Raw genomic sequence first — 24,073 nt, forward strand, 5'->3', positions numbered from 1 at the left:
CCTCCAATGCTACCCTATAGCATTAGGCAATACACTATCCCTCAATCAGCTCAAAGATTGGACTATGAGCATGGGCATAAGGAGAGAAATATGAAAGCCACGTTGATTACAGGCGCCAATCGTGGGATTGGGCTGGAATTTTCCAGACAATATGCCGCGGATGGCTGGCGTGTTTTCGCTTGCACCCGTCATCCACAAAAATCCGATGCACTCAATACATTAGCGGCTGAATTTCCTCAGCAAATCACGGTGCATGCGCTTGATGTCGGGGATCATGCTCAGATTGAGCAATTGGCACAATCACTCACTAACGAATCCATCGACCTGCTCCTTAATAATGCCGGTATCTATACATCCTGTCATAAAGACGACAATATCGATCAGGAAGCGTGGATGCATTCATTTCTCATTAATACGATAGCACCACTAAAAATGGCCCAGACATTTTTCCCGCAAATCGCCCGCGGCAGTCAAAAGAGTATCGTAACCATCAGCAGTAAAATGGGCAGTATCGCGGACAACAGCGGCGGCGGCAGTTATATATACCGCTCAAGCAAGGCGGCGGTAAATATGGTGGTGAAGAGTCTGGCTATCGACCTGAAGACAGCCGGTATCACTGCGGTGGTATTGCATCCCGGATGGGTAAAGACCGACATGGGTGGCCCGAACGCGTTGATCTCCACGGAACAAAGCGTATCCGGCATGCGTAATGTCATACATCACCTTACCCTGGCTGACTCAGGAAAATTCATTGCTTATGATGGCAAAATGATTCCTTGGTAGCCCTAGCCCGCTTCAATGCCGGCAACTCCTAAATGGAAGCGGAAACGACCGTCCTGCGGCAATCGGGTTGAGCAATCTTACTCAACGATTACCGCGGTTCCGCTGGCGGAAACCATCAGCATACCGTTTTCCTTACCCATTATCTCGTAATCGAGATCGATGCCTATCACCGCATTTGCGCCGAGATCCTGAGCGCGCTGCTGCAGTTCTTCAAGCGCGATTTCACGGGCGCGCTGCAGTTCCTTCTCATAGGTGCCGGAACGTCCTCCCACCAGGTCCCGGATTCCCGCAAAGAGATCCTTGAACAGATTGGCCCCGAGGATTGCTTCGCCGGCTATGACACCACAATACTTGATGACACGTTTCCCTTCTATGTTCGGAGTCGTTGTGAGTTGCATGTTTTCCCCCAATAATATTTTAAGAAAAGTGATTTATCAGCATAAGAAAGAGATACTGAGGACATCTGTTGTGCGATATAACCCCTCTCTCATTGCCATTGTCAGCCGCATGGCCGGTCGCGCGAGCCCACATCTCGGCCAGGAATAAAAATCTCTTGACGATTGACAACGGTTTGCTGGCGTTTAAACGGCGTGTTCACTATGGTGCTCCTCCTCCCGACCCTCCTCCTGGCCCTCCTCCCTTGGGCGGTCTCTTGCGAAGCTTCTTCAGCGGCCTTTTACTCTGCGTGCCGTTGCGGGATTTAAGTGGATCGGCGGGTACGACAGCCGTGCGCCGGATACCCCGCTCCGAGGATACAGCGCGATTGACGGGAGTCAGAGTAATTTCAAGTTCGTTAATCTCATCCCATTGGGCTTCCGTTCGTTGTCGCTCGGGTATCGCAAGAAGCTCTTGCAGACGGTGATGAGAGGAGATTGGCTGTGGTTTATCCATGGTATATTAATGCAACGCTTCACTGATAATTATTATCATTTATAATAGATCGATTATGACCTGTCCTGCTGCTTATATCCGGAGTAAATAAAAAATGTCGAGATCCTGCATTAATCGCTATCTTACCGCAATGTTTTGCTGTGTCACCCTGTTTGGCGCCAGTGTATCCCACGCGGAGCAAGTCGTTGTGTATTCTGCACGGATCGAGCAGCTCATCAAGCCAATGTTCGATGCTTTTACCAAAGAAACCGGTATCGACGTGAAATTCATTACCGATAAGGAAGGCGCATTGCTCGCGCGTCTGAAAGCGGAAGGAAAGAATACCCCTGCCGACATGCTGATCACCACGGATGCGGGTAACCTGTGGGAGGCTGCGCGGGAAGGACTATTGAAACCCATAGAGTCAGAAACGCTTGAAGCCAACATTCCCGCCAATCTGCGAGATCCCCAGAAACAGTGGTTTGGTCTGTCGGTGCGTGCCCGTACCATTATTTACAATACACAAAAAGTAAAACCTGCCGATCTTTCCACCTACGAAGCGCTGGCCGAACCCCAGTGGAAAGGGCGTTTATGTCTACGCACCTCCAAGAAAGTATACAACCAGTCGCTGGTGGCAATGATGATCGCTGAATCAGGCGAGGCAAAGACCGAGCAAATCGTAAAGGGCTGGGTCGCCAATTTAGCCACCGATCCCCTGTCCGATGATACCAAGGCGATGGAATTCGTCGCCGCCGGGAAATGCGATGTTACCCTGGCCAACACGTATTATTATGGCCGCCTGATGGAAAAGAATCCCGCATTGCCTCTGGCGATTTTCTGGCCTAATCAGGCGGGCAGCGGGGTTCATGTGAACATCTCGGGAGCGGGCGTTACCCAATATGCCCGTCACGCACCCGCGGCGATCAAGTTGCTTGAATTCCTGTCATCGGAGAAAGCACAAAATCTGTTCGCCGATATCAATATGGAATACCCTGTTAATCCCAAGGTAAAAACCGACCCTGCTGTTGCAGCCTGGGGCAGCTTCAAACAAAATCCGGTAAATCTGACCAAAGCCGGTGAATTGCAAGCGGAGGCGGTAAAACTGATGGACCGGTCCGGTTATCGATAAGGCATAAGGGGTGAAAGGTAGTACGCTGAACTCTACGGTAAACAATACTACCACGAGATACGGGTTTCCCGGATTTTTAAGCTCTACTTATCGCACCTTATCAGGCTGGCGCTTAATTCCCTTTCTGATGGCTGTGCTTGTGCTGATCCCTGTCGGCACCGTCATGTCATCATTTTTTGCGCCTGCCAGCGATATCTGGCAGCATCTGGTTGAAACGACACTGACCAGTCTGTTGGTCAATACGTTCTGGCTCGTTCTGGGTGTAGCATCCGGCACCGTGCTGTTGGGAGTCAGTCTGGCGTGGTTTACCGCGGTGTGTGAATTTCCGGGGCGAAAGTTCTTTTCCTGGGCGCTATTACTGCCGCTTGCCATCCCCGCATACGTGACTGCATTCGTCGCGTTGGGACTGTTCGACTATACGGGTCCGGTGCAAACCGCGCTACGTGCCTGGCTGGGATCGGAACTTCCATGGTTTCCAAATGTGCGCGGCAGGATGGGTGTCATTACCGTCATGACTCTTGCATTTTATCCCTATGTTTATTTGCTGGCGCGCAACGCCTTTCTCACTCAGGGCAGGCGATCACTGGAGGCTGCCCAATCGTTGGGCCTTAATCGCACGCAGGGGTTTCTCAAGGTAGCGCTGCCCATGGCGCGGCCGTGGATTGCGGGAGGTGCGATGCTGGCGCTGATGGAAACCCTGGCGGACTTTGGCACGGTAGCTGTTTTCAATTACGATACCTTCACTACCGCCATCTATAAAGCCTGGTTCGGGATGTTTTCCCTGACAGCTGCCTCTCAGCTCGCCTCGTTACTGATTGTGATCGTTTTTGCAATGATAGTTGTGGAACAACGATTTCGCTCGCGTATGCGCTATGCGGAAACCAGACAAAGTGCACGGGTTAACCGTATTCCGCTCACCGGCTGGCGCGCATGGTTGCTTGCAGCTTTCGCCTCGGGCACGTTGTTTTTTGCATTCCTGCTACCGGTTACGCAACTGGGCATTTGGGCGGCAAGTGTTTTCGCTCAGGACTTCGACCAGCGCTACCTGGAGTTTCTTGGGCATTCACTGCTGCTGTCCTCTCTCGCTGCTCTGCTTACCTGTTCCATTGCGCTACTCATGGTATATGCGGCGCGCCGCCACCCTGATCCGGCTACTCATGCCGCGGTGCGCATCGCCACGATTGGCTACGCCCTGCCTGGCGCCGTGCTGGCGGTAGGAATCTTCGTCCCGGTCGCCTGGCTGGATAACTGGCTGGGCGAATTGGCCATGCAATTCTTTAATATGGAAACCGGACTACTGATCCAGGGCACCCTCTTCACCATGCTGATCGCTTATATCACGCGTTTTCTTGCGGTCAGTCATAGTCCGATAGACAGCGCCATGCAACGCATAACCGGCAGCATCGATGAGGCCGCGATGGGGCTTGGCCTGAACGGATGGGCGATGCTGCGGCGCGTACATTTACCGATACTGAAAGGTGGAATATTTACTGCCGCCACCCTGGTATTCGTGGATGTGATGAAAGAGATGCCGATTACCTTGATGACCCGGCCCTTCGGATGGGACACGCTGGCGGTGAGAATTTTCGAGATGACTTCGGAAGGGGCATGGGAGCAGGCAGCGCTACCCGCGGTGGCGCTCGTGCTGGCGGGCCTGCTTCCCATCATATTGCTCGTGCGGCAAACAGAAAAATAAAATACCGCTGCCATGAATGCACTGCTCGAACTCAGGAATATCCGGCATGCCTACGGCAAACAGGTCGTCGTAAACGATTTATCGCTTACGTTGAGAAAAGGGCAAATCGGTTGCCTGCTGGGGCCAAGCGGATGCGGCAAAACGACCGTGTTACGCTGCATTGCGGGATTTGAACCCATCTCGGCTGGAGAAATCCTGGTCAACAGTGTAGTGGTAAGCAATGCCATTTTTTGTACGCCGCCGGAACGGCGGCATATCGGTATGGTATTTCAGGATTACGCACTGTTTCCTCATCTGACCGTCGCCGCCAATATCGGTTTTGGCCTGCACCGCATGCAGAAAACCGAGCGCGACTCGCGCGTCGCGGAATTGCTGCAAACCGTAGGACTCGCCGATACCGCAGCAAAATATCCCCACGAACTTTCCGGTGGACAGCAACAACGCGTGGCATTGGCGCGCGCGCTGGCCCCTCGGCCCGACTTGTTGTTGCTGGATGAGCCCTTCTCCAATCTTGATGTCACGCTGCGCGAGCGTTTGAGCCTGGAAGTACGCGATATTCTCAAGAGCCAGAACGCCACGGCCATGTTAGTCACCCATGATCAGGACGAAGCTTTTGCCATTGCGGATGAAATCGGTGTCATGCACCGTGGTGAAATCCAGCAATGGGACACGGCCTATAACCTTTATCACAGGCCTGCTAACCGTTTCGTCGCAAATTTTATCGGACAAGGCGTATTTCTTTCCGGCAAGATACTTGACCCGCACCATGTAGAAATCGAACTGGGGGTTTTGACAGGACAAGTCCAGCATGACTGTAAGCCGGATTGCCAGCTATGTGATAAGGGCCATCCCGTCGATGTGCTGATACGTCCGGATGACATCGTGCACGATGATACCAGCTCTATTCAAGCGGCAGTCGTACATAAGGCTTTCCGCGGCGCCGATATCTTGTACACGCTGCGCCTCCCCGGCGGCAGCACCGCGCTATCGCTGGTGCCCAGCCACCACAATCATGCCATAGGTGAGAAAATCGGCATCAGACTGGAAGCGGATCATGTGGTTGCATTCAGCCAATCTGTGTCGTAATCCCGCAACCCCGATATTCCAACCTGAAAAACACCTATTCTTCGCTGATTCCGAAATTTACCAGCCTGGCAAGCCCACGCAGAATGCCTATATCGAGAGCTTTAATGGTCGATTCCGGGATGAGCGCCTGAATGACCATTGGTTCTCAACCTTGCATGAAGCACGCGTTCTTATCGAAGCATGGCAAAAGGATTACAATTCAACAAGGCCGCACAGCTCGCTTGGCAATAACCTGCCAGCCGAATTTGCGGCACAACACCCATTTACAACCCAAGATTCTACTCCGCCGTGTGGCTAACTATAGGGAGCAGGTCAATTCATAATTCATGCGTTTTAGCCTCTTCTCCAAGTTAGCCACCGATTCGTCTTTGTCTCAGGCGCAGGCGTTCTCTCAACAGACCTGGCGAAAACATCACTATTCACCAGACCAAGGTACGCTTTGTTCGGGACTCACCTATTTTTGGTTAAACGAAAAGTTGTGCTCTCGTTCTCCACTATCTCAGTTCGAAGAACCCAGTGCCGAACTCCTCCATCATCTCGCTAGTATGCAGGCGCTTAGCTATTACCCCACTTTCCCGGAAAACTTTAACCCTGGCGAAAGAGAATTACTGTTACTGACTAAGAAGTACGGGACACAGGACTGGAAAGAAATTCAGCAACGCGTAGTCGATGAGCACCGAGGAGACTATATTTTATACGATCTTTCGCGGATGTTTCGCTATGACTCTGTCAGCATTGTGCGCTTTACCGACCTGCCCCAAGCTCTCCCTTGTCTGAAATCGCTACCCGCAGGCTCGGCCGTTATAGGCGTACTTCGCTATCTTGAGAACGGGCAACCGGGCGGCCATCGCATCGCATACTACCTTGATCGAAAAAATCGTCACCACTTCTTTGATCCGAACGCCGGCGAGGTCATCGAGTCTCGTGACACAGGCTTTCATCAGTGGCTAAACACTTTCCTAATCCATGCCACCTACCGAAAGTTCGAACCTTCGATAGAAGACTCTTTTTTGACACTCTATCAACTTAAAAACGTTTCACCTCAGACACAAAATGTCCTTCCAGGACATTCGGATTGACAGCATGTACGAGCACTCATACACTAAATGATATGAGAAATGGATGAAGTTACTCTGCTGCCGCAAATATCGAGATTGTTTGGCGCGCCTAATTGACCCAATGTTGGATATCCACAACACCCGAGCCACTCAGCTCCATTTTTCATCCCTTTCTATTCCAGAACTTCCTCCATTTCTAGACGTAACCCTGCTAGACGTTACCCTGAGACGAAGCCCAACTCAAGAATGAGATTCCACAGTGACCGATCTGAAAATCAATTCCGAGCACCAATCGACATCAGGCCAGTTGCCTGATTCGATATTGGGGCTCGAGCATACAAACCAATCTTTGGAGGCGGCAAGACCTCAGTTTGGTCCCGGCATAGCGCCGCAGCTGCCGAATCAAAGTACAAGCACGCACTTGCGCAAATCTTTACCTGGAGGGGGGCAGTGGTGGGAGTGTTTGTTGCCCTTTCGCCATTTTACCGCCACCGATGTATTCGAGCCGGAAACTTATAAAGAGCTGACCCATCAATTCTCCCTGATACTTGAGACGACTGCCGGCAAGCGCGAAGGTGCGTATAAAATGAGGCCTGCCCTGGGGAGCAACGATGGTTTGATATTGGGGCTAACCGATAAGCTGGCCACCGCATTCTCTCCTTTGTTTACAGAAGCGTGGCTTCGTTCACTGGCAGAACTGCTGAATCTTAAATTTTTGCCTCGTGTCGAGGGAGCATTGCACTCAAATCCGCAGGGCAGCCGAACTGGATGGATTCATACAGACTGTTGTTCAGCATGGTTTGATGAGAGTAACAGCACGATGGAAGAGTTAATTTTTCCGCCGCGGGGACGATGTAATTACTTTACCGGGCAAGCTAAAGTGCCCGATGCGAAACCAAAAGAATATATACGTGCGGCAACGATGATCTTCTACCTTTGTAATGATGGGTGGGAACAAGGGGATGGCGGTGAAACCGGCGTCTATAGCGCGGATCGTGAGGCAGAAGACACGGCAGTGAAGCTCATACCGCCACTCAATAACTCCCTGTTTCTCTTTGAATGTAGCCCACACTCCTACCACAGATTTGTAACGAACCCTGGGCGAACACGCAACAGCATTATCCTGTGGCTGCACGCCAGCGTGCATGACGCGGAAGCGCGATGGGGAACAGCGATCAATCGGCGGGACAGTCGATGAAACCTGTGTGCCTGATTACCGGCGCGGGCGGACGCCTGGGTCAGGACCTCTGTCATGCCCTGCAAGAAGATTATGATCTGGTGGCAACTTATCGCTCAACTATCCCCGACATTCCCTCACAGTTTCAGCAGCCTTTAGAGGGGACAGCAGGGGGGGCAGAGGGGGCAGAGGAGCCAGAAAATGAATCCGCTTTGAACGGCGTGCCAGTCTACCTGGTTCAAGCTGATCTTACCCGCCGTGAAGATGTGAAGCGAGTGGTTGAGGTGGCCTTGGCTCGATATGGCCGCATTGATGCCCTGATCAACACCGCTGCCGACATCAAATTTCACGGCAATCTTCGCGATCTCTGGCAGGCTAACGACTATCCACAATCGCAGATGCTCCTGAACTCTATTGTACCCATGCAACTGGCTTCGGCAATCTACCAATATTGCTGGAGGGATCAGCCCGATGAGAATACACGGTGGAACCGGTCTGTTGTCAACGTATCAAGCATTTCAGGCCTCTACGTCTTTGAAGAAAGGGGGCAGGCATTTTACGGCGTTTCCAAGGCCGCGCTGAATATGCTGACACTCTACCTCTCACTTGAGTTGGCACCGCATGGCGTCCGGGTAAATGCGATCTGCCCGAGCAGATTCACGGGGAAGGCGGCGACCCGTCGCGTCACTGAGGCCATACGGAATCTATTAACCGGCGACTCGACAGGAACAATCGTTACGAAGGTACCCTAGCCCCTGACTGGCTTGACCGCTCTGGCGTGTTACTGTGTAAGCCAGTGGTCAAGTTCGTGGAGGCTATCGATCTTACTAAAACGTGGCGCATAGAATTGGCGGGTCATTCGCTCAACGGCGTTTCGGTCGCCGCCATCTTTCCGGCAATCTGGCCGAATGCCCAGGCCTCGGGATAATTGCTTCCCACTTGATAAAGGAAACCAAAAAAAGAACCCAACTCTCCCGCTGCATATAGCCTCGGGATAACTCTATCGTTATGGTCCAGCACTTGGCAATTTACGTTGCGTTTTGGGCCACCTTGAGTATTCACCAGCGAAAGTCCCAGTTCGACGGCAAAATAGGGCGGTGTATCGAGGGGGGCCAATGTTTTTTCGTTTCGACCAAATAGGGAATCGCACTGCTCGATACAGGCGCGATTAAATTGCGTGATCGTCTTCTCAAGAACGTCGGTTTTGGCCCCGATCTTATTGGCCAGGCCGGCGATAGTTTTAGCCTGAAGCACCCACCCCTCATCGATTTCAGCCTGATTGTCGGCGCTCCAATCGTAGATCTTGTTAACCAAGCAGTAGCCGACAATTCCACCCCTTTTCGTCCGCAACATTTGGGCGGTAGGGGCAATCGGCCCCCTGGACAGGTATGTCTGGTCAAAAATCATATAAGCAGGCAGATTTCGATACTCCGCGTTACCGTGGTCGTACCGCAGGATCTCAAGCTGCTCTTTACAATGGCTGAGCAGTGCGTCCTCAGCCATAAACCTTTCCCCGAACTTGTTTACGAACATATAGCTGCCGGCGCGCTTTGTTCGCCCCAAACCGTAGCCGATCGCAGTGCCGAATTTTTTGCTGGGTTCCCGCGCGCAGAATCTGCCCCATTCTATCGCCGCCATGTGCCAAAGCGCGGCTCCAGCCTCGGAAGCCAGGCTAATGCCATCCCCGGTGTTACCGGGAGATCCCCAGGAAAAAATGTAATCGGTTGCTCCGGGAAAATTGAAGTTCGCCAGCATCGCCCGATTGTATGCGTACCCGCCACACGTCAAAATGACTCCCTTGCGAGCCAGAAGTTGAATATCCTGCCCATTGCGTTGCGCTTTCGCCCCCAGGATTTCCCGTGTTTCTGGATTCTGAATCAGGGTTTTCACCTGCGTGTCCGTAAGGATCTCGATTTTGCGATCCTTGATGTGGCCGTCGAGAAACCGGAATCCATTCTCACCCGTAGGGTCGATATGAATTTGCTTGAGCCTACCGCTCATCATTGAAGGAAAACTGGGGGGAATCGGGGGTCCGGCCGTGAATTCCAGGCCCAGCCGGGACAGCAAATCGGGGATGCCCACCATCGCCTCGGCAAAGGCACGGACCATCTCTTCGCCCACCGTGCCGGACGAGAGCGCCCGGTAATACGCGATTGCTGCCTCGATGCTCTCCGGAATCACCATGGCTCCCGCGCAAACAGCGCTGTTGCCGCCGCCAACATCAAGTTTTTCCGCGATCAGAACGCGAGCCCCGGCATCGTGAGCAGCAATGGCAGCATTGGCCCCGGCCGCGCCATACCCCACGATCAATACATCGACATCATAATCTTTCTTCATGAGGCTCTCTGTTACTCTCCTATTCGCCCTCGATCCCCACCCTGATGAGAGTCGGGAAATCTTGAATTCTGTCGAGCGTTTGCAGGTTACGTGATAGTTTGAAAATCTGCAGCTTTTGCGAACCTGGCCGACGTTTCCCTAGCCGCTATCACCATGCAGACAAACGGCACACTCTTCCTGATGATCAATGCGCGGCTGAAATTGGCGTAGAAATACCATTTCGTTCAACACAAATGAGACAACCTCACTCGTGTTCGGGTCTTTTTTAAACTCAATGGTTTCAAAACAAAAGGCTCCCGGTTTTTGTTTGAAACGCAGCCCGCCGATCGGCTGCAATAGCGTCTCGTATGCCACGCCATAACTCAGGTAGATCTGATTCACTCTATGGATAACTTCTACTTTTCCAAAAGCGGCATGACGATACAAGCCAGCCAATTCCTCCCATGACTCAGGCGCCGCTGGCTGTTTTCGCAGACGGCTTAGCCTCTCATAAAAAACCTGGTCACCCAGGGTAATTGTGGCATCTCCCTTGCCCAGGCCGCTAATCCTGAGCATCTGGTGGCGACAATCGCCATTAAGCATAAAATACGCATTTCTTGAATGGGGATAGAGATTAATCCGGCAATCGTCCCGAATAAATTCCGGGACATTTCCATCTTCCCCCTTGAAACGCACAACGCTCCTTCTGTTTCCGGCAAGGACATTGAACCTCCCGGTACGCCGTCCAAAATGGGGCAAAAAACTGCCACCCACTCTTTCCCGGCAAACCTGATATAGAATCTCTCTCAGCTCGTTGTTGCAAGTGGCGTGATTACCCAAGGCAACACCCACCAGGCCTAGATCGGGAATCATAAACATGAAACCGGAAAAACCCGAACTGCTTCCTGCTAAATAGTAGAAAGGCAAATCGTCTATCATCTCCACAAACAACCCGAGGCAAGCACTGTGGTGGGGACTCACCGTGTGCCGATCCACCAACATCTGCTCAACGACCCCGGCCTCTATGGAATTAACACGGTGGCCTTCGTCAACGAAGCTGATCAGCCAACGGAGATAGTCATCGGCAGTGGAAATCATACCTGCGGCAGAATTTGGCAAAGGGATGTGCGGACAGGGCACAGAGGGTTCTGCAAGATCGGGGGAGCCAAAATACCAGCCCTTCCAATACCCGGTCGCGAGATCGCCGCCCGATTGTTCGTCATTATCGGCAAAACCGCTGCGGTGCATTCCAAGAGGGGAGAAAACCGCTTTCGATATAAAAGCGTCAGCGGCATCGCCACTGATACTTTCGATCACCTTACCTAGCAAATAGTATCCCCAGTTCGAATACTTGAAATGTTCTCCAGGCGCGAACAGCAATTGCGAAGAACTGATTCGCAACAGCGTATCTTTATCAGAATAGGTACGAGAATGATAAGGTCCCCGAGCCAGCCCTGCGGTATGGCTCAGGAGATGGGAAATGGTGATGGAGCAGAATTCCGGGCGCGTTTCCAGCTCTGGAATATAACAGGCTATGGAGTCGTCCAGATCCAGCCGACCTTGACTGGCCAAGTGCAAAACGGCATGGGCAACGATCGGTTTTGTCAGGCAACCTACCCTGAATAAGTGCGTGCGTTCCAGCCGTTCGCCAGAAGACAGGTCGCTGACACCGAGTTCACGATTGAAAAGTTCATTGCCATTTTCGGCGACGCGAATGCTGAGTCCGGGTATCTGCCGTATACGCATCCTGTATTGCAGATCGGCGAGCAAATCGTTCACTTACATACTTCTGCCAATTCCAGGGTCATCATGGGTAAACCCCAACTCACCAGGTATTCAACATCCCGCACGAACATCGCTTTCGTTCCGGTGACTGCTTCTCTGATTATGCAGAGGTTGTCCAGCCTTTTTGGGCGTATTGCAAGACACCAGTCCGAACCCGAAACGCCAAACCGATGAAGCAATAAACCTGAACCGGTTTGGCGCCCTCACACGGTGCCCGAAAAGACCATATCCTTTCCGGGCTACTCGTACAGTCAAGAGAAATTGATTTGAGCAGCTTGAATCAGAGGCGTGGAGCCGCAAATAAATGGTGGTTTACCCCCGTTTGATACGACGCCTGTGACAGTGTAGGTTTGCATGTACTGAGCCATCGCTAACACTGTATCCATTGCTATGAGTGTGTGTTTGAGCGTTTTCTGGCTGTCGGCGGACCACTGCTTCAAGAACGCATCAGATGCCGTTACACTGGTCGGCTTATTTTGTTGCAGCCAGGTTTGCAACTCGATTACGAGGTTCGTCTGGATGATTCCTATGCCATTAGCATCAGCGGTCTTGTAATCGAAACCTTGCATTTGCTCGATGACATGTTTCCACCAGTCAACCGGCGCATCCGGGTTATTTTTCTTGTCCGCCGCAACCGCTTTAAGAATTTCCGTTACGCCCACGTTGACCGCAGTAAACAAGCCGGCGATTGCCAACTGTTTGAGAGCTTCTTGAAAGAATGCTTTTACCTGGGCTGACGCACCTCCACCCTCGCTAGGTTCCGGCTCAGGTTCCGGCTCGGGCTCTGGTTCTGGTTCAGGCTCTGGTTCCGGATCTCCACCTTCGATTTTCCAGAGGCAGCTATCTTCCAGGCTGGCGGCATACCTCATGTGCTCTTCGTCTATGGGTTCGAAATCCTGTTGTGGGTCGTTCTGTGCTTTCATATTTTTCTCCTTGGGTTTTGCTGGACGCTCATGTACAAGCTCGATTAATTAATCAATGCTAACCCCCGGCTCTGCCGGCGGTCGTTTAACTTAATGAATGGACAACCGTTCTTGCAGGAGCGCCAGCAAGGACTTGCCAAGCTTACGATCTATCGCAGCCCGTCTTTTAACCTTGCTTTCAGCGGTCGACTCCAACAAATCGTAATCTTTATCACCATTCATTTTGAAAAGCCTGTTGGCTTCCCAAAACACATACTCGCCGTCTTGGGTTCTTGAATAGTCCAGAGCGGTAACGTCACTTCCACTTGCTCGCCCTGCACGCGCTAAAAGTTCCAGATCAGACTCGCCTCCACGAATAAAGTCTCTATTGGCATCAGCCGAGTCTCCGAAGGATTCGGAGGAAGCAAAATTCACCAGCCAATGGGTGCTGACAGTCTTGTGCCGCAAGACCACGTTGTTGCCCACCACATACGCTCGACACTTGTGATATCTACCCTGCTCATCCGCGATGTCGACAAACTCAATGGCGAGGTTGGGTGGAGGCAATACGCCTGCGCCGCCTGAAGCCAGGAATTGGGTACGCTTCGAGTTCACCAGCGCCCGGGCCTCGTCAACACCATGAACCAACTGCATTTGCTGACCACGGTGAATACCATCGACGCGCAGAATCAGGGGGTATGGAAGCTCAATATCGTCGACACTGGCAAATTTCTGGAATTTTGGGCAACGAATACCCGCCTGTCGCAAGTTACCCAATATAGTGGAATGTCGAACGTCCCATCCGCTAAATACACTATTAATAACGGGTATCCGGCGTGCTTTGCAAGCCTTTTCAAATGCCATTGCGTGATATACGAAGTCATGGCTTCGATGCCGGTAACTCCAGAAAACCACGCCTCTGACAATATGCGGATCGAGTTCGATACTGTCGTCCCAGGGTTGGCAGAGGGACCAGGAAAGACCACAGTTCTCCAGCGCCCAGACTAGTTGGCGGGACGCCCCAAATTCGGAAAATTTCTCCAGGGTTGAGTCAGCCGAGACAACGATAACTTCGCTCTTCCGCGCTTTTTTCTCCGCTTGCGAACCCTTTCTTTCGCCAAAGTACCCTGGATTCTGCTGGTATCGTGAACTCGCACCGGACTCCATCGGTGGGGCCTTTATTTCCAATTCCGATACGCCCAGCAAGATCTCGGCAACGCCACAAAAAGGAGACATGATCGGCCGATTTGCGGACCATAACTCACAATAGCGACACTTTTGCGCCCACGTCAGATGCCCTGCCTGCGCCAACCCTTTTTTCAATTCCAGGTGGTGCTGCTTCCAGCGTTGCCAGTATTTGAGCAACTCAGCCTGCCAGGGGCTGCTGCGACGGAGTTCGACCCAAGCCTGAAGGATTTCCCGACATTGGACGTCCGACCACTCGGGATGAGCCTCGATTTCTTGACCGAGGAGCCCCCACAAGTCGCTGTCAGATAGGCGAGCCCAGGCATCTGCAACGTTTTTAGTAGTAGGTATGCCCGCTTCTTGCAGGATGCCAGAATCGAATGCGAGGCCGTTTCGACCGGAGGTGAAAACTCGGGCCATATCCAGATTCGCCAAGGGTAAAATCCTCTCATGGTCGAGCGGCCAGCGCACTGATTCCATGGCGTTAATCATACAGCGATCGCCTTTTCGATCAGCTCGCGCCGCGCGTAGATTCTGTCGTCTACCGGAAAAGAGACTAAACGGCCATTTGTGCCCAATGGCAAGCCAACATAGTCTTTTACGTAGTCCTCGGGAAGGGTTAGATGCAAGTTGCACTCCTCTGAGCATACATATTTGAGAACCTCAACCAACATTCCAATTGAGTACACCCGACCCGTGCATGACCGCTTGCCCAAACCAAATGGCATAAACTTGCAACCCTTTGTCGAATTAGGTGCGGCAAAGCGCTGGGGACGGAAATCATCAGGATCCTCCCAAACGTTCTCATTGCGATGCAGGCCAAAGACGGACACCATGAAATCCGTAACTTCTTCTTTTGAGCGTCCGCTTTTTTCCCATATCCCTTTTTCCTCATAGCCGAATTGACGGAATGGGGGAAAAAGGCGGAGAACTTCGTTGACGAAGTGTTTTGCCATGGTCTCATCGTCACGGATCTTATCGACATATTCCGGGCGTGCCGCGAGACACAACAACATGGAGCTCATGGCCGCAGACAAAACGTATGAAGACACCAGGATACTGGTCAACTCCCCCCTGAATTGCGCTCTGGAGATTTTACCGTTTTGCTTCAATTCGATCAGATGGGCATACCAACTCCCTTCTTTCGGAGTCGCAAATTCAAACATCATCTTTTCGAGTTTGACTGTAATTTTTCTGGTGTAATGATCGCTCTTGAAGAATATCAAATCGATGATTTTCCGCATGGGCCCAAAACTGGGGAACTGCATGCCTAACGCATACATCACACCGTCCAGGTGCATTGGCCGTGTACCCGGTTGAAAATCGATTTCCCGGATATGCTCCCGCAAGGATTCCAGTACATTCGCACCCAGCAAGTTCGACGATAGGCTAAGGTATACCGCGGGAATAAGGCTGCTCGACAGGCGCAGCTCCCTGCTATTACCTGTCATAAAGACTTCGTCGACGAGTTTCTTCGCAATTTCAGGATAACGTTCCTGAGCCGGTACACACTGGAGAAATATGCTTCTTAAAAATTGTGCGTGCCCGTCATCGCTGACCACGATAGAGTCGTGGCTGAGGTGAAAGCGGCTCAGCATGTCTCTCGTCAACTGCGAGCGCGTGAAGTTGCCTCCCTTGAGATACTCTTTCACCCGATCGGGGTCGGCGCTGTACTCCAGAAGATTTCTCAACCAAGGCAAACTGTATAGGTGATCAGTGCCCTTCCATTGGAATCTGTCCAGTAGTGATTGAAACATGAGCTCCCCCTCTCCCCAGGCCAATAATTACCACTACACCAGCGCTGCCCCTCTTCTCAAAGCTCGATCAGACATCAAGAACGCGTGCGAATTTCCTCTTGATAAACCCTAGCCGGGCAGATTGATAAGACAACCCGACAAAAAGCGCTGCTTTGAGTATTCCGAACCGAATCCAATAGGGCAACCACTGCTGGCCGATCCCGTTGAGACCATACTGATAAACCCTGTCAACCAACTGCACATCTGAGAAATGCGTAATCTTTTTGTTAACCAGGCTTGCCGTTGCGAATGTATACAAATCCTTGGCAAGATCGTACTCACCCAACTTCACCAGCGCCGTAATCTTGCGGAGATGATCACGCCAAAACACAGCCCACTCATCGTTATTGCATCGAGAAACAATCTCTGGCGCAATTTCGTAGTAGAGGTCTACAGCAGAAAGCTCTTTCTTACTTTTCATCTTGTTGTCACGGAGGTACCGCGCAAGTTCCAACGGTTCGCAGTCGTCAGGCAAGCCCTGCGCCTCGACAGTGGCGGTCGTTAAAAAACACGCCCTGGCTGGATCAGGCTTTAATTCGTTTGGCTTTTTTTCACTCACTTTCTTATTCATATTTCACTCCTTCCAGATGAATTAAGTGTTTGGATCGACACAAGGTCGGTAACCCCGTTTCTTTGATTGAGTCATTCATGACACGAACGCCAGGGAGCTTATGCTGCTACTTCTGCTACTAATGGATAGAGGCCGGACTAGTCGAAACGATTACTGATCCTTCGAAAGCAATTACAGTTGTATCCTGCGCCTGTCATGATGGCAGCTGTCGCGCCTGCCCATCTTCCGCCTATCGTATTGCTGGGCATTACGCCGGCTTATCAGCCGCCGCTCGGGGGTATCGGCCACAGTTTCAATCCGCTCCATCTGCCCTTCTCCGGCGATTAGCCAATCAAAGGAGAAAGCAAACACGGAATGAATAATCAGCAGTTTTTTGATCTCAGGCGTGGCAACCCCATTTTCCCACGCTGAAACGGCGGCTTTAGAAACGCCGCACAATTCCCCTAACTGGCTCTGGGTAAGTTTGTATTTTTTTCGAAGCTGGACAAGTCTTGAACCGATACTCATTCTAAATCGATGCTCCAGCGCAATTGAAAGTACATTTAAAATGTATATGATGGAAAGCTTAATGCTGTTATAAGGCAATTGTCAAATATCTTTTTACTCCAATAAGGACGCCTTCCACTTTTCATTACGTCACACCTTGACGATACGCACAGACATTTCGACGACAGATCAATAAAGAAGCGTTGGAGTTTACTCACTTAATAGTGAAGCAGAGCTGACCTGCTCCCCGTAATTAGCTACACGGTGCAGTAGAATCCTGGGTTGCATGACCCGCTTGGTCGTTTCGTAGCTTCTCTATCAATTTAATCGGAGGACCAGCCAAGCCGGTCAGGTTTCCATACTACGGAGAACATCGTGCTATCTCATCGGGCTGGCCTCACGCAGCTAACGTCACCCTCCGGGCAATTTATCAGCCTGATAAGTTCCTCGGTGCGAGCACGGGTCATCCGGGTCGCACATCGCCATTTGACCATCTCCTGTACGCTGCCGCCCTGACTGGCGCTGCTCTCGAAGTCGCAGGCAGCGGTACGATAGTGGATCCAGGCCTTCTGGGCGTGCCGCAGCTGGTTTCGTGGCTTCTGAGCAAGACTTTCGGCCAGCATTTTATAGCTGACTGCGTAGGCTTCCGTTGCAACGAGAAATTCTTCGTGGGCACAGCGCCCCAAATCCGCTTGCGTGACTGGCGACGCACAATCCTGTGCAAATGCAACACCGGCCATGTACGTCATGCACAGCAGCGGTGCGGCTGTAAGTACCCGGCCAAGGGTGTGGGCGAATTGGTTCATTCTTTACTCCAGCAGGTTAAATCAACACAATCAGCGCAAAATCGCAGAATGCGGAGAGCGTGGACCGCGGATCATTCAGCTCACTCATCTCACTTATATGTGAGCCGCTGGTTACTCATTTACAGTTATTATTGATCGGCGTCGATGGAATGCAGGTTCATTTTCAGTTATCTCTGAACCCTGACTTTAGTATCCCGATGGCATTCCTCCTTTCGTCAGGATCGCCCTGTAGCATCCCGCGCTCGACTTCCAATGAACTTCAGTCCGTCACAGGAAGTAGAAGGAGACCAAGCTAAGTTTACTGCTCCATTCGTTCGGTTATCAATAATTTGAGGCAACGTATCCTCTTGATACACTCCTGCGGTTACTTTTTTATTGAGGCAATTCGCACGTTACTGCACGGTGGATATTTTTATGAATATGGCCTATAAATAATTTGATTAGTATCGGTTTGGACGATAAACCTTGGCAATAACAAATAGCCCAGAATGAGCAGCTGGTCAATAATTCCTTAAGGGGAGAACATCGATGAATGCCGAACAATCCCGCCTGGAAGAAGACAGGATAAAGAAAGTTTCCTGGAAGAAATGGGGCCCCTACCTGAGCGAACGCCAGTGGGGAACCGTTCGTGAGGACTATAGCGAAAACGGGGATGCCTGGAATTTCTTCACCCACGATCATGCTCGCTCACGAGCCTATCGCTGGGGCGAGGATGGTCTCGGGGGTATCTGCGACGAGAAGCAGCGAATCTGCTTTGCGCTCGCCCTGTGGAATGGGAAGGATGCCGTCCTCAAAGAACGCCTGTTTGGACTGACGAACAGCGAAGGCAATCACGGTGAGGACGTCAAGGAATATTACTTCTACCTCGACAGCACGCCGACGCATTCTTACATGAAGTATCTCTACAAATACCCACAGGCGGCCTATCCCTACGCCGATCTGGTGGAGACGAACCGTCGTCGCACTCGGGACGAGATGGAGTATGAACTGCTCGATACTGGCGTGCTTGATCAGGATCGCTATTTTGATGTCTTCGTGGAATATGCCAAAGGCGGCCCGGACGATATCCTGGTGCGGATTACCGCCATCAACCGCGGGCCGGATGATGCCGAGCTGCACCTGTTGCCAACCCTGTGGTTCCGCAACGACTGGGCATCATGGATTACCGGACCTGGCGAGAAACCGATACTCAAGCAGATCGAGGGACCGGCGGGCACGAATGCAATCGTGGCGCAGCATTCGACCCTGGGCACCTACTACCTGTACTGCGAAGGCGAGGCGCCGCTGCTCTTTGCCGAGAACGAAACGAATAATGAACGGCTCTTTCCTGGATACCCGAATCCCACCCCGTACGTCAAGGACGGCATCAATGACTATGTGGTGCAGGGTCACCAGACGGCTGTGAATCCTGAACACCAGGGCACCAAGGTCTCGGCGCACTACCGGCAGATGATTGGCCCCGGTCAATCGATGACTGTGCGCCTGCGCCTCACCGGCCAGGGCCCCGTCGATCAAGACAAGAACAAGAAAGGGGTTGCCGCCCCCTTCGGGCCGGCGTTTGCCGACACGATCGCCGCGCGCCTGCAGGAGGCGGACGAGTTCTACCGTTCCGTCACTCCACCCTCGGTCTCCCCGGACGCAGCCAACGTGATGCGCCAGGCCCTCGCCGGCATGCTCTGGTCCAAGCAGTATTATTACTTTGATGGCGATCGTTGGCTGAAGGAGCACAACTCCAATCCCCTCCATGCCGGATATCTTGCCGCCCGAAACTCGGAGTGGTTCCACATGGTCAACGAAGACATCATCTCGATGCCCGACAAATGGGAATACCCCTGGTACGCGGCCTGGGACCTGGCCTTCCACACCCTGCCGCTCTCGATCGTGGACCCCGACTTCGCGAAACAGCAGATGCACCTCATGCTTCATGGGCTATACCTGCATCCCAATGGGCAGATTCCCGCCTACGAGTGGAACTTCAGCGACGTGAACCCTCCAGTCCACGCCTTTGCAACCTTATTTCTCCACCGCACCGATCAGGCCCTGCGCGGCGAGACGGACGTGGATTTCCTCAGATCAGCCTTCAACAAGCTCTTGCTGAACTTCACCTGGTGGGTGAACCGAAAGGACCGGTTCGGCAAGAACCTGTTCGAGGGAGGCTTCCTCGGCCTCGACAACATTGGCATCTTCGACCGCAGCGCCCCGCTGCCCACCGGCGGCTATCTGGAGCAGGCGGACGGCACCGCCTGGATGGCCTTGTTCAGCCAGAACATGATGGAGCTCGCGGTGGAACTGGCAGCCCACGACCCCATCTACAAAGACATGGTGACAAAATTCGATGAGCACTTCCTCTATATCGCCGCGGCCATGAACAAACCCGGGCCGGAGGGCATGTGGGACGAGGAGGACGGTTTCTACTACGACCTGCTACGGTTGCCGGACGGCAGCGCTCAGAGGCTCAAGGTACGCTCGATGGTGGGGCTGCTGCCCCTGTGCGCCACTACTGTGGTCGAGCCATGGCAGCGGGAAATAATTCCGGATTTGGTTGACGCGATTCGGGCCCGCACGCGCCAGATGCCTCACCTGCTCAAATCCATTCACCCCACGGGCCCAGGGCATTTCGGGGTGGGCGAGCGGGGGATCATTGCCCTGCTCAATAATACTCCGTGCGGATAAATGCTGGAAGGGCAGTAGGGTTAGCGTTTATAGTGAAATTGGATATCACAAGAAATGACTGAGACAAATCTCATATTCAATCTGAATCGCAATACCACGGGAAAATAGAACCAGACTTAAACAAAAATAGCGCTCGTTTTGACTAATCTGTGGATAATTCGAGTTATGGGCTGAAAAGCGCGGGTGGCAATATTGCCAGTAACGAGCTGGACAGATATTAGTGATAGTTACGACAGTGAGCCGGACTTTTATTGGGTATTTTAGACTTGATCAGATAAGGTAGTCAGAGTCTCTAATTCTGAAATCAGCAGGAGTTTTGCCGTCCCAAAGGTCGGCTCCTTAATACGTTTCTTCCCGCGGCGAAGGTCGCAAATCGACATAAAGCGGCCAGTGCAAGAACCGGCATTGTTGCATTTCTGCTAGCATAAGCCGCTAGAATTGCCATTGACAACTATGGCTGTCCCATAGGCGGTGTCGCCTACCAAGCGCACCGGCTTCATGTCAAACTTATCCTCAACCCGATCAACCATCATCCGGGTTGAATCTACTTCCGCCGTACGGTGTGCTGGCGTCGCCTCGACATCGATAATGATCGATGCGTCCAGGTCGATCAGGTAATTGGTCGAATAGGCGTAAAAAGCCGGGCCTCCCGGAGCGCCGGTCAAACGCGCGGCCGGGTCAGTCGGTGAGATCGATTTGGGTAAGGTGCCGGTAGAATCGTTCTCATCCAGCGTGGTCAGATACTCACGTACTGCGCGCGTCGAGGTCGCCGGGTCGCCCCAGTCGATAGATTCATCGCCGGACATGCTGCGCAGGCGGCTTGCATCAGCTTTGACAATACTGGCATCCACTGCGAATCCTTCACCACCAATGAGCCCTTCAGTCATGCAGCGCCAGACAACGCTCTCAAAGAGCTTGCGGAATGCATCGCTCTCACGAAAGCGGCCATGCCGGTTCTTGGAGAAGCTGGAGTGATCAGGAATCTCGTCTTCCAGCCCCAGGCGGCAGAACCAGCGGTACGCCAGGTTCAGATGCACTTTTTCACACAGACGCCGTTCCGAGCGGATACCAAAGCTGTAACCGATGATCAGCATACGAATCATCAGCTCGGGATCAATGGAGGGGCGCCCCGTGTGACTGTAGTAATCGGCAAGATGTTCGCGCAAAGCACGAAGGTCAAGAAACCTGTCGATGCCGCGCAGCAGATGATTGGCTGGAACGTGGTCTTCCAGATTGAAAGAGTAGAACAGGCGGTCCTGACCGCAAGGCTGATGGCCCATCATGGCAATACCCTCGACATCCGATATATGTCGTTATCATATCACGAACAGGGCATTGCCGAGCGAAGTTTTTCAACGGAATTGGCACATTTCTGCCTGTGAGGGAAGTCGCCATTCAGGGCTATTCCTGCCTGGCGCGAACTATCGAAGCGTTAAGTACGCAGAGTTAAATGGTAGCCACTCTTCTGTCACAATAAAAATACTCCGTTATCCCGGACAGCGGAAATCCAGTTTGGTGTTCAGTATCACAAATCAATGTGATCTGTTTCTTTTTATGCGTTTTTATGCGTGCCCATTTCCATTGCTGTGCCATTAGTGTGCCAATTTCCGCGTTTATGTAATAAATACATCAATAAATTATGTCATTATAAATATGGTCCAATGGACTATATATCCCTTGTTGCTCTTTATTCCCCGTTGCTCTATGATTTGCCCATCTCTTTTAACAAAGGAAAATCATGGCAGCAATTCAGAAGCGAATCGGACGGGACGGGGATGTGTCTTACCGTGTGCAGATCCGGCTAAAAGGTCATCGTCCCGAAACCGCTAGCTTTCAGCGCCTGACCGATGCCAAGGAATGGGCGGCCAAGACTGAGACCGCTATTCGTGCTGGGCGCCACTTCGGACAGAGCAAGCGCCGCACGTTCAATGATCTTGCCGACGAATACCAAGTCCACGCCAAAAACATAAAATGCCTCGACCATTGGCGTAAGGTATTCGGGAATGATCTTCTCGATAAAATTACTCCATCCCGAATCAATAAGGAACGTGACAGGCTGCTGAGCGAAACCACGACCCGTTTCGTTACTGCCGCGACCGGTGACCCTAAACTGGACGCTAAGCGAAAACGAAGTCTGCGCACAGGCTCTACCGTCAATCGCTATCTGGCGGCACTGTCTTCCTGCCTGAGCTATGGCGTTAAAACAGAATGGATTGAGCGCAATCCATGCGAGCGTGTGACCAAGCCAAAGGAAGGGGAGGGCAGAGTACGATTCCTGACTGATGAGGAGCGCCCCCGATTGCTTGCTGCGTGCCGCCCACACCCTGATCTATATCTCGCCGTGGTGCTGGCCTTAACGACGGGCGCAAGGCAAGCAGAACTCATGACTTTGCGCTGGCACCAAATCGACTTCAAACGGCAAGTTATCACGCTCGACAAAACAAAGAATGGCGACAAACGTGCACTGGCGCTGGTAGGAGAGGCATTCGCCCTACTGCAAGAGCGTGGCAAGCTGCGCAACCTGAAGGACGATCGTATTTTCCCACCAACGAAATACGCTAAGAAGGCGCAGTATCTGGACCTGCGCGCGCAATGGGAGGCTGTCTTGAAGGTCGCCGACCTTAAAGATTTCCATTGGCATGATCTGCGCCATACCGCTGCTTCATACCTTGCCATGAGCGGTGTATCTCTGGTAGAAATTGCTAAAGTATTGGGACATCGGACCATGCAAATGGTCGCGAGATATTCGCATCTATCTGATGGGCATATTGTGGCGACGGGCGAGAAACTGGCTACCCGGCTGGGAGTCGGAAAATGAGCTTTAGAAAGGAAACTATCGACGCGTTTGGCCCGGAGTATGAGCCGCCCGATTACGAGCTCTGGCTCAACAAGGCATGCTGGGACATAAAAGAAATCTGCTACCTTGCAAACGGTTTTAATCCAGCCCACATACCGGGAGGAATGGTAATTGATTTAAGTAGCGGAGAAATTGAGCCTGCTCCCATCAATTACGGAGCTGTAGTATTAGCTGTTGAACTGATGGATGTGATAAAGCGTGGAATAGAGTCGGGAGAGCTAATGCCCGGAATAGTAGGCGGAAAATGCTTCGAACCTGTTGCGGTTATTACTTATTTAAATCAGAAAGGAGTTGTGCTACCGGGCGAGCTCCTTGCGGCTCTTCCAAAATCTTTGGAGCTTGAAAAAAAGGGATTTCCGTTGAAGATCGTGGAAGAGTTGGATAGTAGGACGGCGAGCCGGGTGGAACCAACTAATGCTTCCCATGAGTCTCTCATCGCCGTTTCAACAAGGCCCCAAGGAGGACGGCCAAGAACTATAGATAAAAAAGCTGAGTTACTATGCCACATCATCGCTCAGTTTGAAATTGGCGCTGGTAAGCAGCTCTCCTCTGGGAATCTTTCAGGAAGCTCCGCTGATTTTCTGGATGCGTGTCAGAGATTTGAAAGATCCATAAATGGGAGTGCTCGGATCTTTAATACCACCGAAGATACGATCAAAATGTGGTTACGAGCCGGCGGCTTCGTATTCAGAAGAGGACGGCCACTCAAGGGAGAAGAGAAGTTGTGGACGGGTCTCGTTGTAAAAACTGTGGGTATAACTAAGCAGGAGGTTTTTAGGGGGTATTTTTCTAAATGCATGCTGTAACCTACACCAGATAAGACCCTAGCCGTTAGCAAAACCCAGTTTTTATCCGGGTTTCGTACTTTTCCCCCTGTTTTTTTCCTAAATAAATGGG

At 52.0% G+C, this 24,073-nt stretch carries 20 protein-coding genes and 2 pseudogenes; 11 read left to right on the forward strand and 11 right to left on the reverse strand.

Features of this window, described 5'->3' with window-relative positions; all coding sequences use genetic code 11:
- Positions 1–90 precede the first annotated feature (90 nt).
- The gene (locus tag BLO43_RS11390; RefSeq protein ID WP_090907150.1) at positions 91–783 is read left to right on the forward strand and encodes an SDR family oxidoreductase; all 693 of its coding nucleotides are present in this window, start codon (positions 91–93) and stop codon (positions 781–783) included.
- A gap of 77 nt (positions 784–860) precedes the next feature.
- On the opposite strand, the gene BLO43_RS11395 is transcribed toward BLO43_RS11390, so the two are convergent.
- Both BLO43_RS11395 and BLO43_RS11400 read right to left on the reverse strand, forming a co-directional pair.
- Positions 861–1,181 (reverse strand): heavy metal-binding domain-containing protein, encoded by a 321-nt coding sequence (locus BLO43_RS11395; protein WP_090907151.1) that lies wholly within the window; start codon positions 1,179–1,181, stop codon positions 861–863.
- A 199-nt stretch (positions 1,182–1,380) separates the two neighbouring features.
- Positions 1,381–1,674: a hypothetical protein gene (locus tag BLO43_RS11400; protein ID WP_090907152.1), complete on the reverse strand. Its 294-nt coding sequence runs from the start codon at positions 1,672–1,674 to the stop codon at positions 1,381–1,383.
- Between the two features lie 94 nt (positions 1,675–1,768).
- Here BLO43_RS11400 and BLO43_RS11405 point away from each other — a divergent pair, with 94 nt between their 5' ends.
- The 7 genes and pseudogenes from BLO43_RS11405 to BLO43_RS11435 all read left to right on the forward strand — a co-directional run bounded on the left by BLO43_RS11405 (position 1,769) and on the right by BLO43_RS11435 (position 8,551).
- On the forward strand, positions 1,769–2,782 hold the full coding sequence (locus BLO43_RS11405; RefSeq protein WP_074633801.1) for a Fe(3+) ABC transporter substrate-binding protein: 1,014 nt from the start codon (positions 1,769–1,771) through the stop codon (positions 2,780–2,782).
- A 163-nt stretch (positions 2,783–2,945) separates the two neighbouring features.
- Complete coding sequence (locus BLO43_RS11410) at positions 2,946–4,478, forward strand: ABC transporter permease (protein ID WP_254773439.1); 1,533 nt, start codon at positions 2,946–2,948, stop codon at positions 4,476–4,478.
- Between the two features lie 12 nt (positions 4,479–4,490).
- A complete protein-coding gene (locus tag BLO43_RS11415; protein ID WP_090907154.1) occupies positions 4,491–5,564 on the forward strand; it encodes an ABC transporter ATP-binding protein in 1,074 nt (357 codons plus the stop codon).
- 55 nt (positions 5,565–5,619) lie between these two features.
- Positions 5,620–5,862 (forward strand): annotated as a pseudogene (locus BLO43_RS11420) (transposase); the annotation flags it as partial.
- A 28-nt stretch (positions 5,863–5,890) separates the two neighbouring features.
- Positions 5,891–6,643, forward strand: a complete 753-nt coding sequence (locus BLO43_RS11425) for a YopT-type cysteine protease domain-containing protein (protein WP_090907156.1) — start codon at positions 5,891–5,893, stop codon at positions 6,641–6,643.
- Between the two features lie 238 nt (positions 6,644–6,881).
- Positions 6,882–7,820 (forward strand): 2OG-Fe(II) oxygenase family protein, encoded by a 939-nt coding sequence (locus BLO43_RS11430; RefSeq protein WP_090907157.1) that lies wholly within the window; start codon positions 6,882–6,884, stop codon positions 7,818–7,820.
- Positions 7,817–8,551: an SDR family NAD(P)-dependent oxidoreductase gene (locus BLO43_RS11435; RefSeq protein ID WP_090907216.1), complete on the forward strand. Its 735-nt coding sequence runs from the start codon at positions 7,817–7,819 to the stop codon at positions 8,549–8,551. The genes BLO43_RS11430 and BLO43_RS11435 overlap by 4 nt, the downstream gene beginning before the upstream one ends.
- A 103-nt stretch (positions 8,552–8,654) precedes the next feature.
- Here BLO43_RS11435 and BLO43_RS11440 read toward each other — a convergent pair whose 3' ends face one another.
- From BLO43_RS11440 to BLO43_RS11475, 8 genes are all read right to left on the reverse strand, one after another.
- Positions 8,655–10,136, reverse strand: coding sequence for an FAD-dependent oxidoreductase (locus BLO43_RS11440; protein ID WP_090907158.1), 1,482 nt, complete (start codon positions 10,134–10,136; stop codon positions 8,655–8,657).
- 138 nt (positions 10,137–10,274) lie between these two features.
- Positions 10,275–11,894: a serine hydrolase domain-containing protein gene (locus BLO43_RS11445; RefSeq protein WP_090907159.1), complete on the reverse strand. Its 1,620-nt coding sequence runs from the start codon at positions 11,892–11,894 to the stop codon at positions 10,275–10,277.
- A 257-nt stretch (positions 11,895–12,151) separates the two neighbouring features.
- Positions 12,152–12,823, reverse strand: coding sequence for a hypothetical protein (locus BLO43_RS16810; RefSeq protein ID WP_090907160.1), 672 nt, complete (start codon positions 12,821–12,823; stop codon positions 12,152–12,154).
- Between the two features lie 90 nt (positions 12,824–12,913).
- Positions 12,914–14,479: an ATP-grasp domain-containing protein gene (locus tag BLO43_RS11455; protein WP_090907161.1), complete on the reverse strand. Its 1,566-nt coding sequence runs from the start codon at positions 14,477–14,479 to the stop codon at positions 12,914–12,916.
- Positions 14,476–15,744: a cytochrome P450 gene (locus tag BLO43_RS11460; RefSeq protein WP_090907162.1), complete on the reverse strand. Its 1,269-nt coding sequence runs from the start codon at positions 15,742–15,744 to the stop codon at positions 14,476–14,478. The genes BLO43_RS11455 and BLO43_RS11460 overlap by 4 nt, the downstream gene beginning before the upstream one ends.
- A 67-nt stretch (positions 15,745–15,811) precedes the next feature.
- Positions 15,812–16,354, reverse strand: coding sequence for a hypothetical protein (locus tag BLO43_RS11465; protein WP_074633816.1), 543 nt, complete (start codon positions 16,352–16,354; stop codon positions 15,812–15,814).
- 171 nt (positions 16,355–16,525) lie between these two features.
- A complete protein-coding gene (locus tag BLO43_RS11470) occupies positions 16,526–16,939 on the reverse strand; it encodes a helix-turn-helix domain-containing protein (protein ID WP_139149270.1) in 414 nt (137 codons plus the stop codon).
- 284 nt (positions 16,940–17,223) lie between these two features.
- Complete coding sequence (locus BLO43_RS11475; RefSeq protein WP_090907164.1) at positions 17,224–17,646, reverse strand: lysozyme inhibitor LprI family protein; 423 nt, start codon at positions 17,644–17,646, stop codon at positions 17,224–17,226.
- Positions 17,647–18,174: 528 nt separating this feature from the next.
- Here BLO43_RS11475 and BLO43_RS11480 point away from each other — a divergent pair.
- Complete coding sequence (locus tag BLO43_RS11480; protein ID WP_217628064.1) at positions 18,175–20,319, forward strand: MGH1-like glycoside hydrolase domain-containing protein; 2,145 nt, start codon at positions 18,175–18,177, stop codon at positions 20,317–20,319.
- 455 nt (positions 20,320–20,774) lie between these two features.
- Here BLO43_RS11480 and BLO43_RS11485 read toward each other — a convergent pair.
- Positions 20,775–21,602 (reverse strand): annotated as a pseudogene (locus BLO43_RS11485) (transposase); the annotation flags it as partial.
- 455 nt (positions 21,603–22,057) lie between these two features.
- On the opposite strand from BLO43_RS11485, the gene BLO43_RS11490 reads away from it, so the two are divergent.
- Positions 22,058–23,137, forward strand: coding sequence for a site-specific integrase (locus tag BLO43_RS11490; protein ID WP_090907165.1), 1,080 nt, complete (start codon positions 22,058–22,060; stop codon positions 23,135–23,137).
- On the forward strand, positions 23,134–23,982 hold the full coding sequence (locus BLO43_RS11495; RefSeq protein WP_090907166.1) for a hypothetical protein: 849 nt from the start codon (positions 23,134–23,136) through the stop codon (positions 23,980–23,982). The genes BLO43_RS11490 and BLO43_RS11495 overlap by 4 nt, the downstream gene beginning before the upstream one ends.
- Positions 23,983–24,073: the final 91 nt, after the last annotated feature.

It is taken from the genome of Nitrosospira sp. Nsp13 (genome assembly GCF_900101945.1).
Lineage (GTDB): Bacteria > Pseudomonadota > Gammaproteobacteria > Burkholderiales > Nitrosomonadaceae > Nitrosospira > Nitrosospira multiformis_D.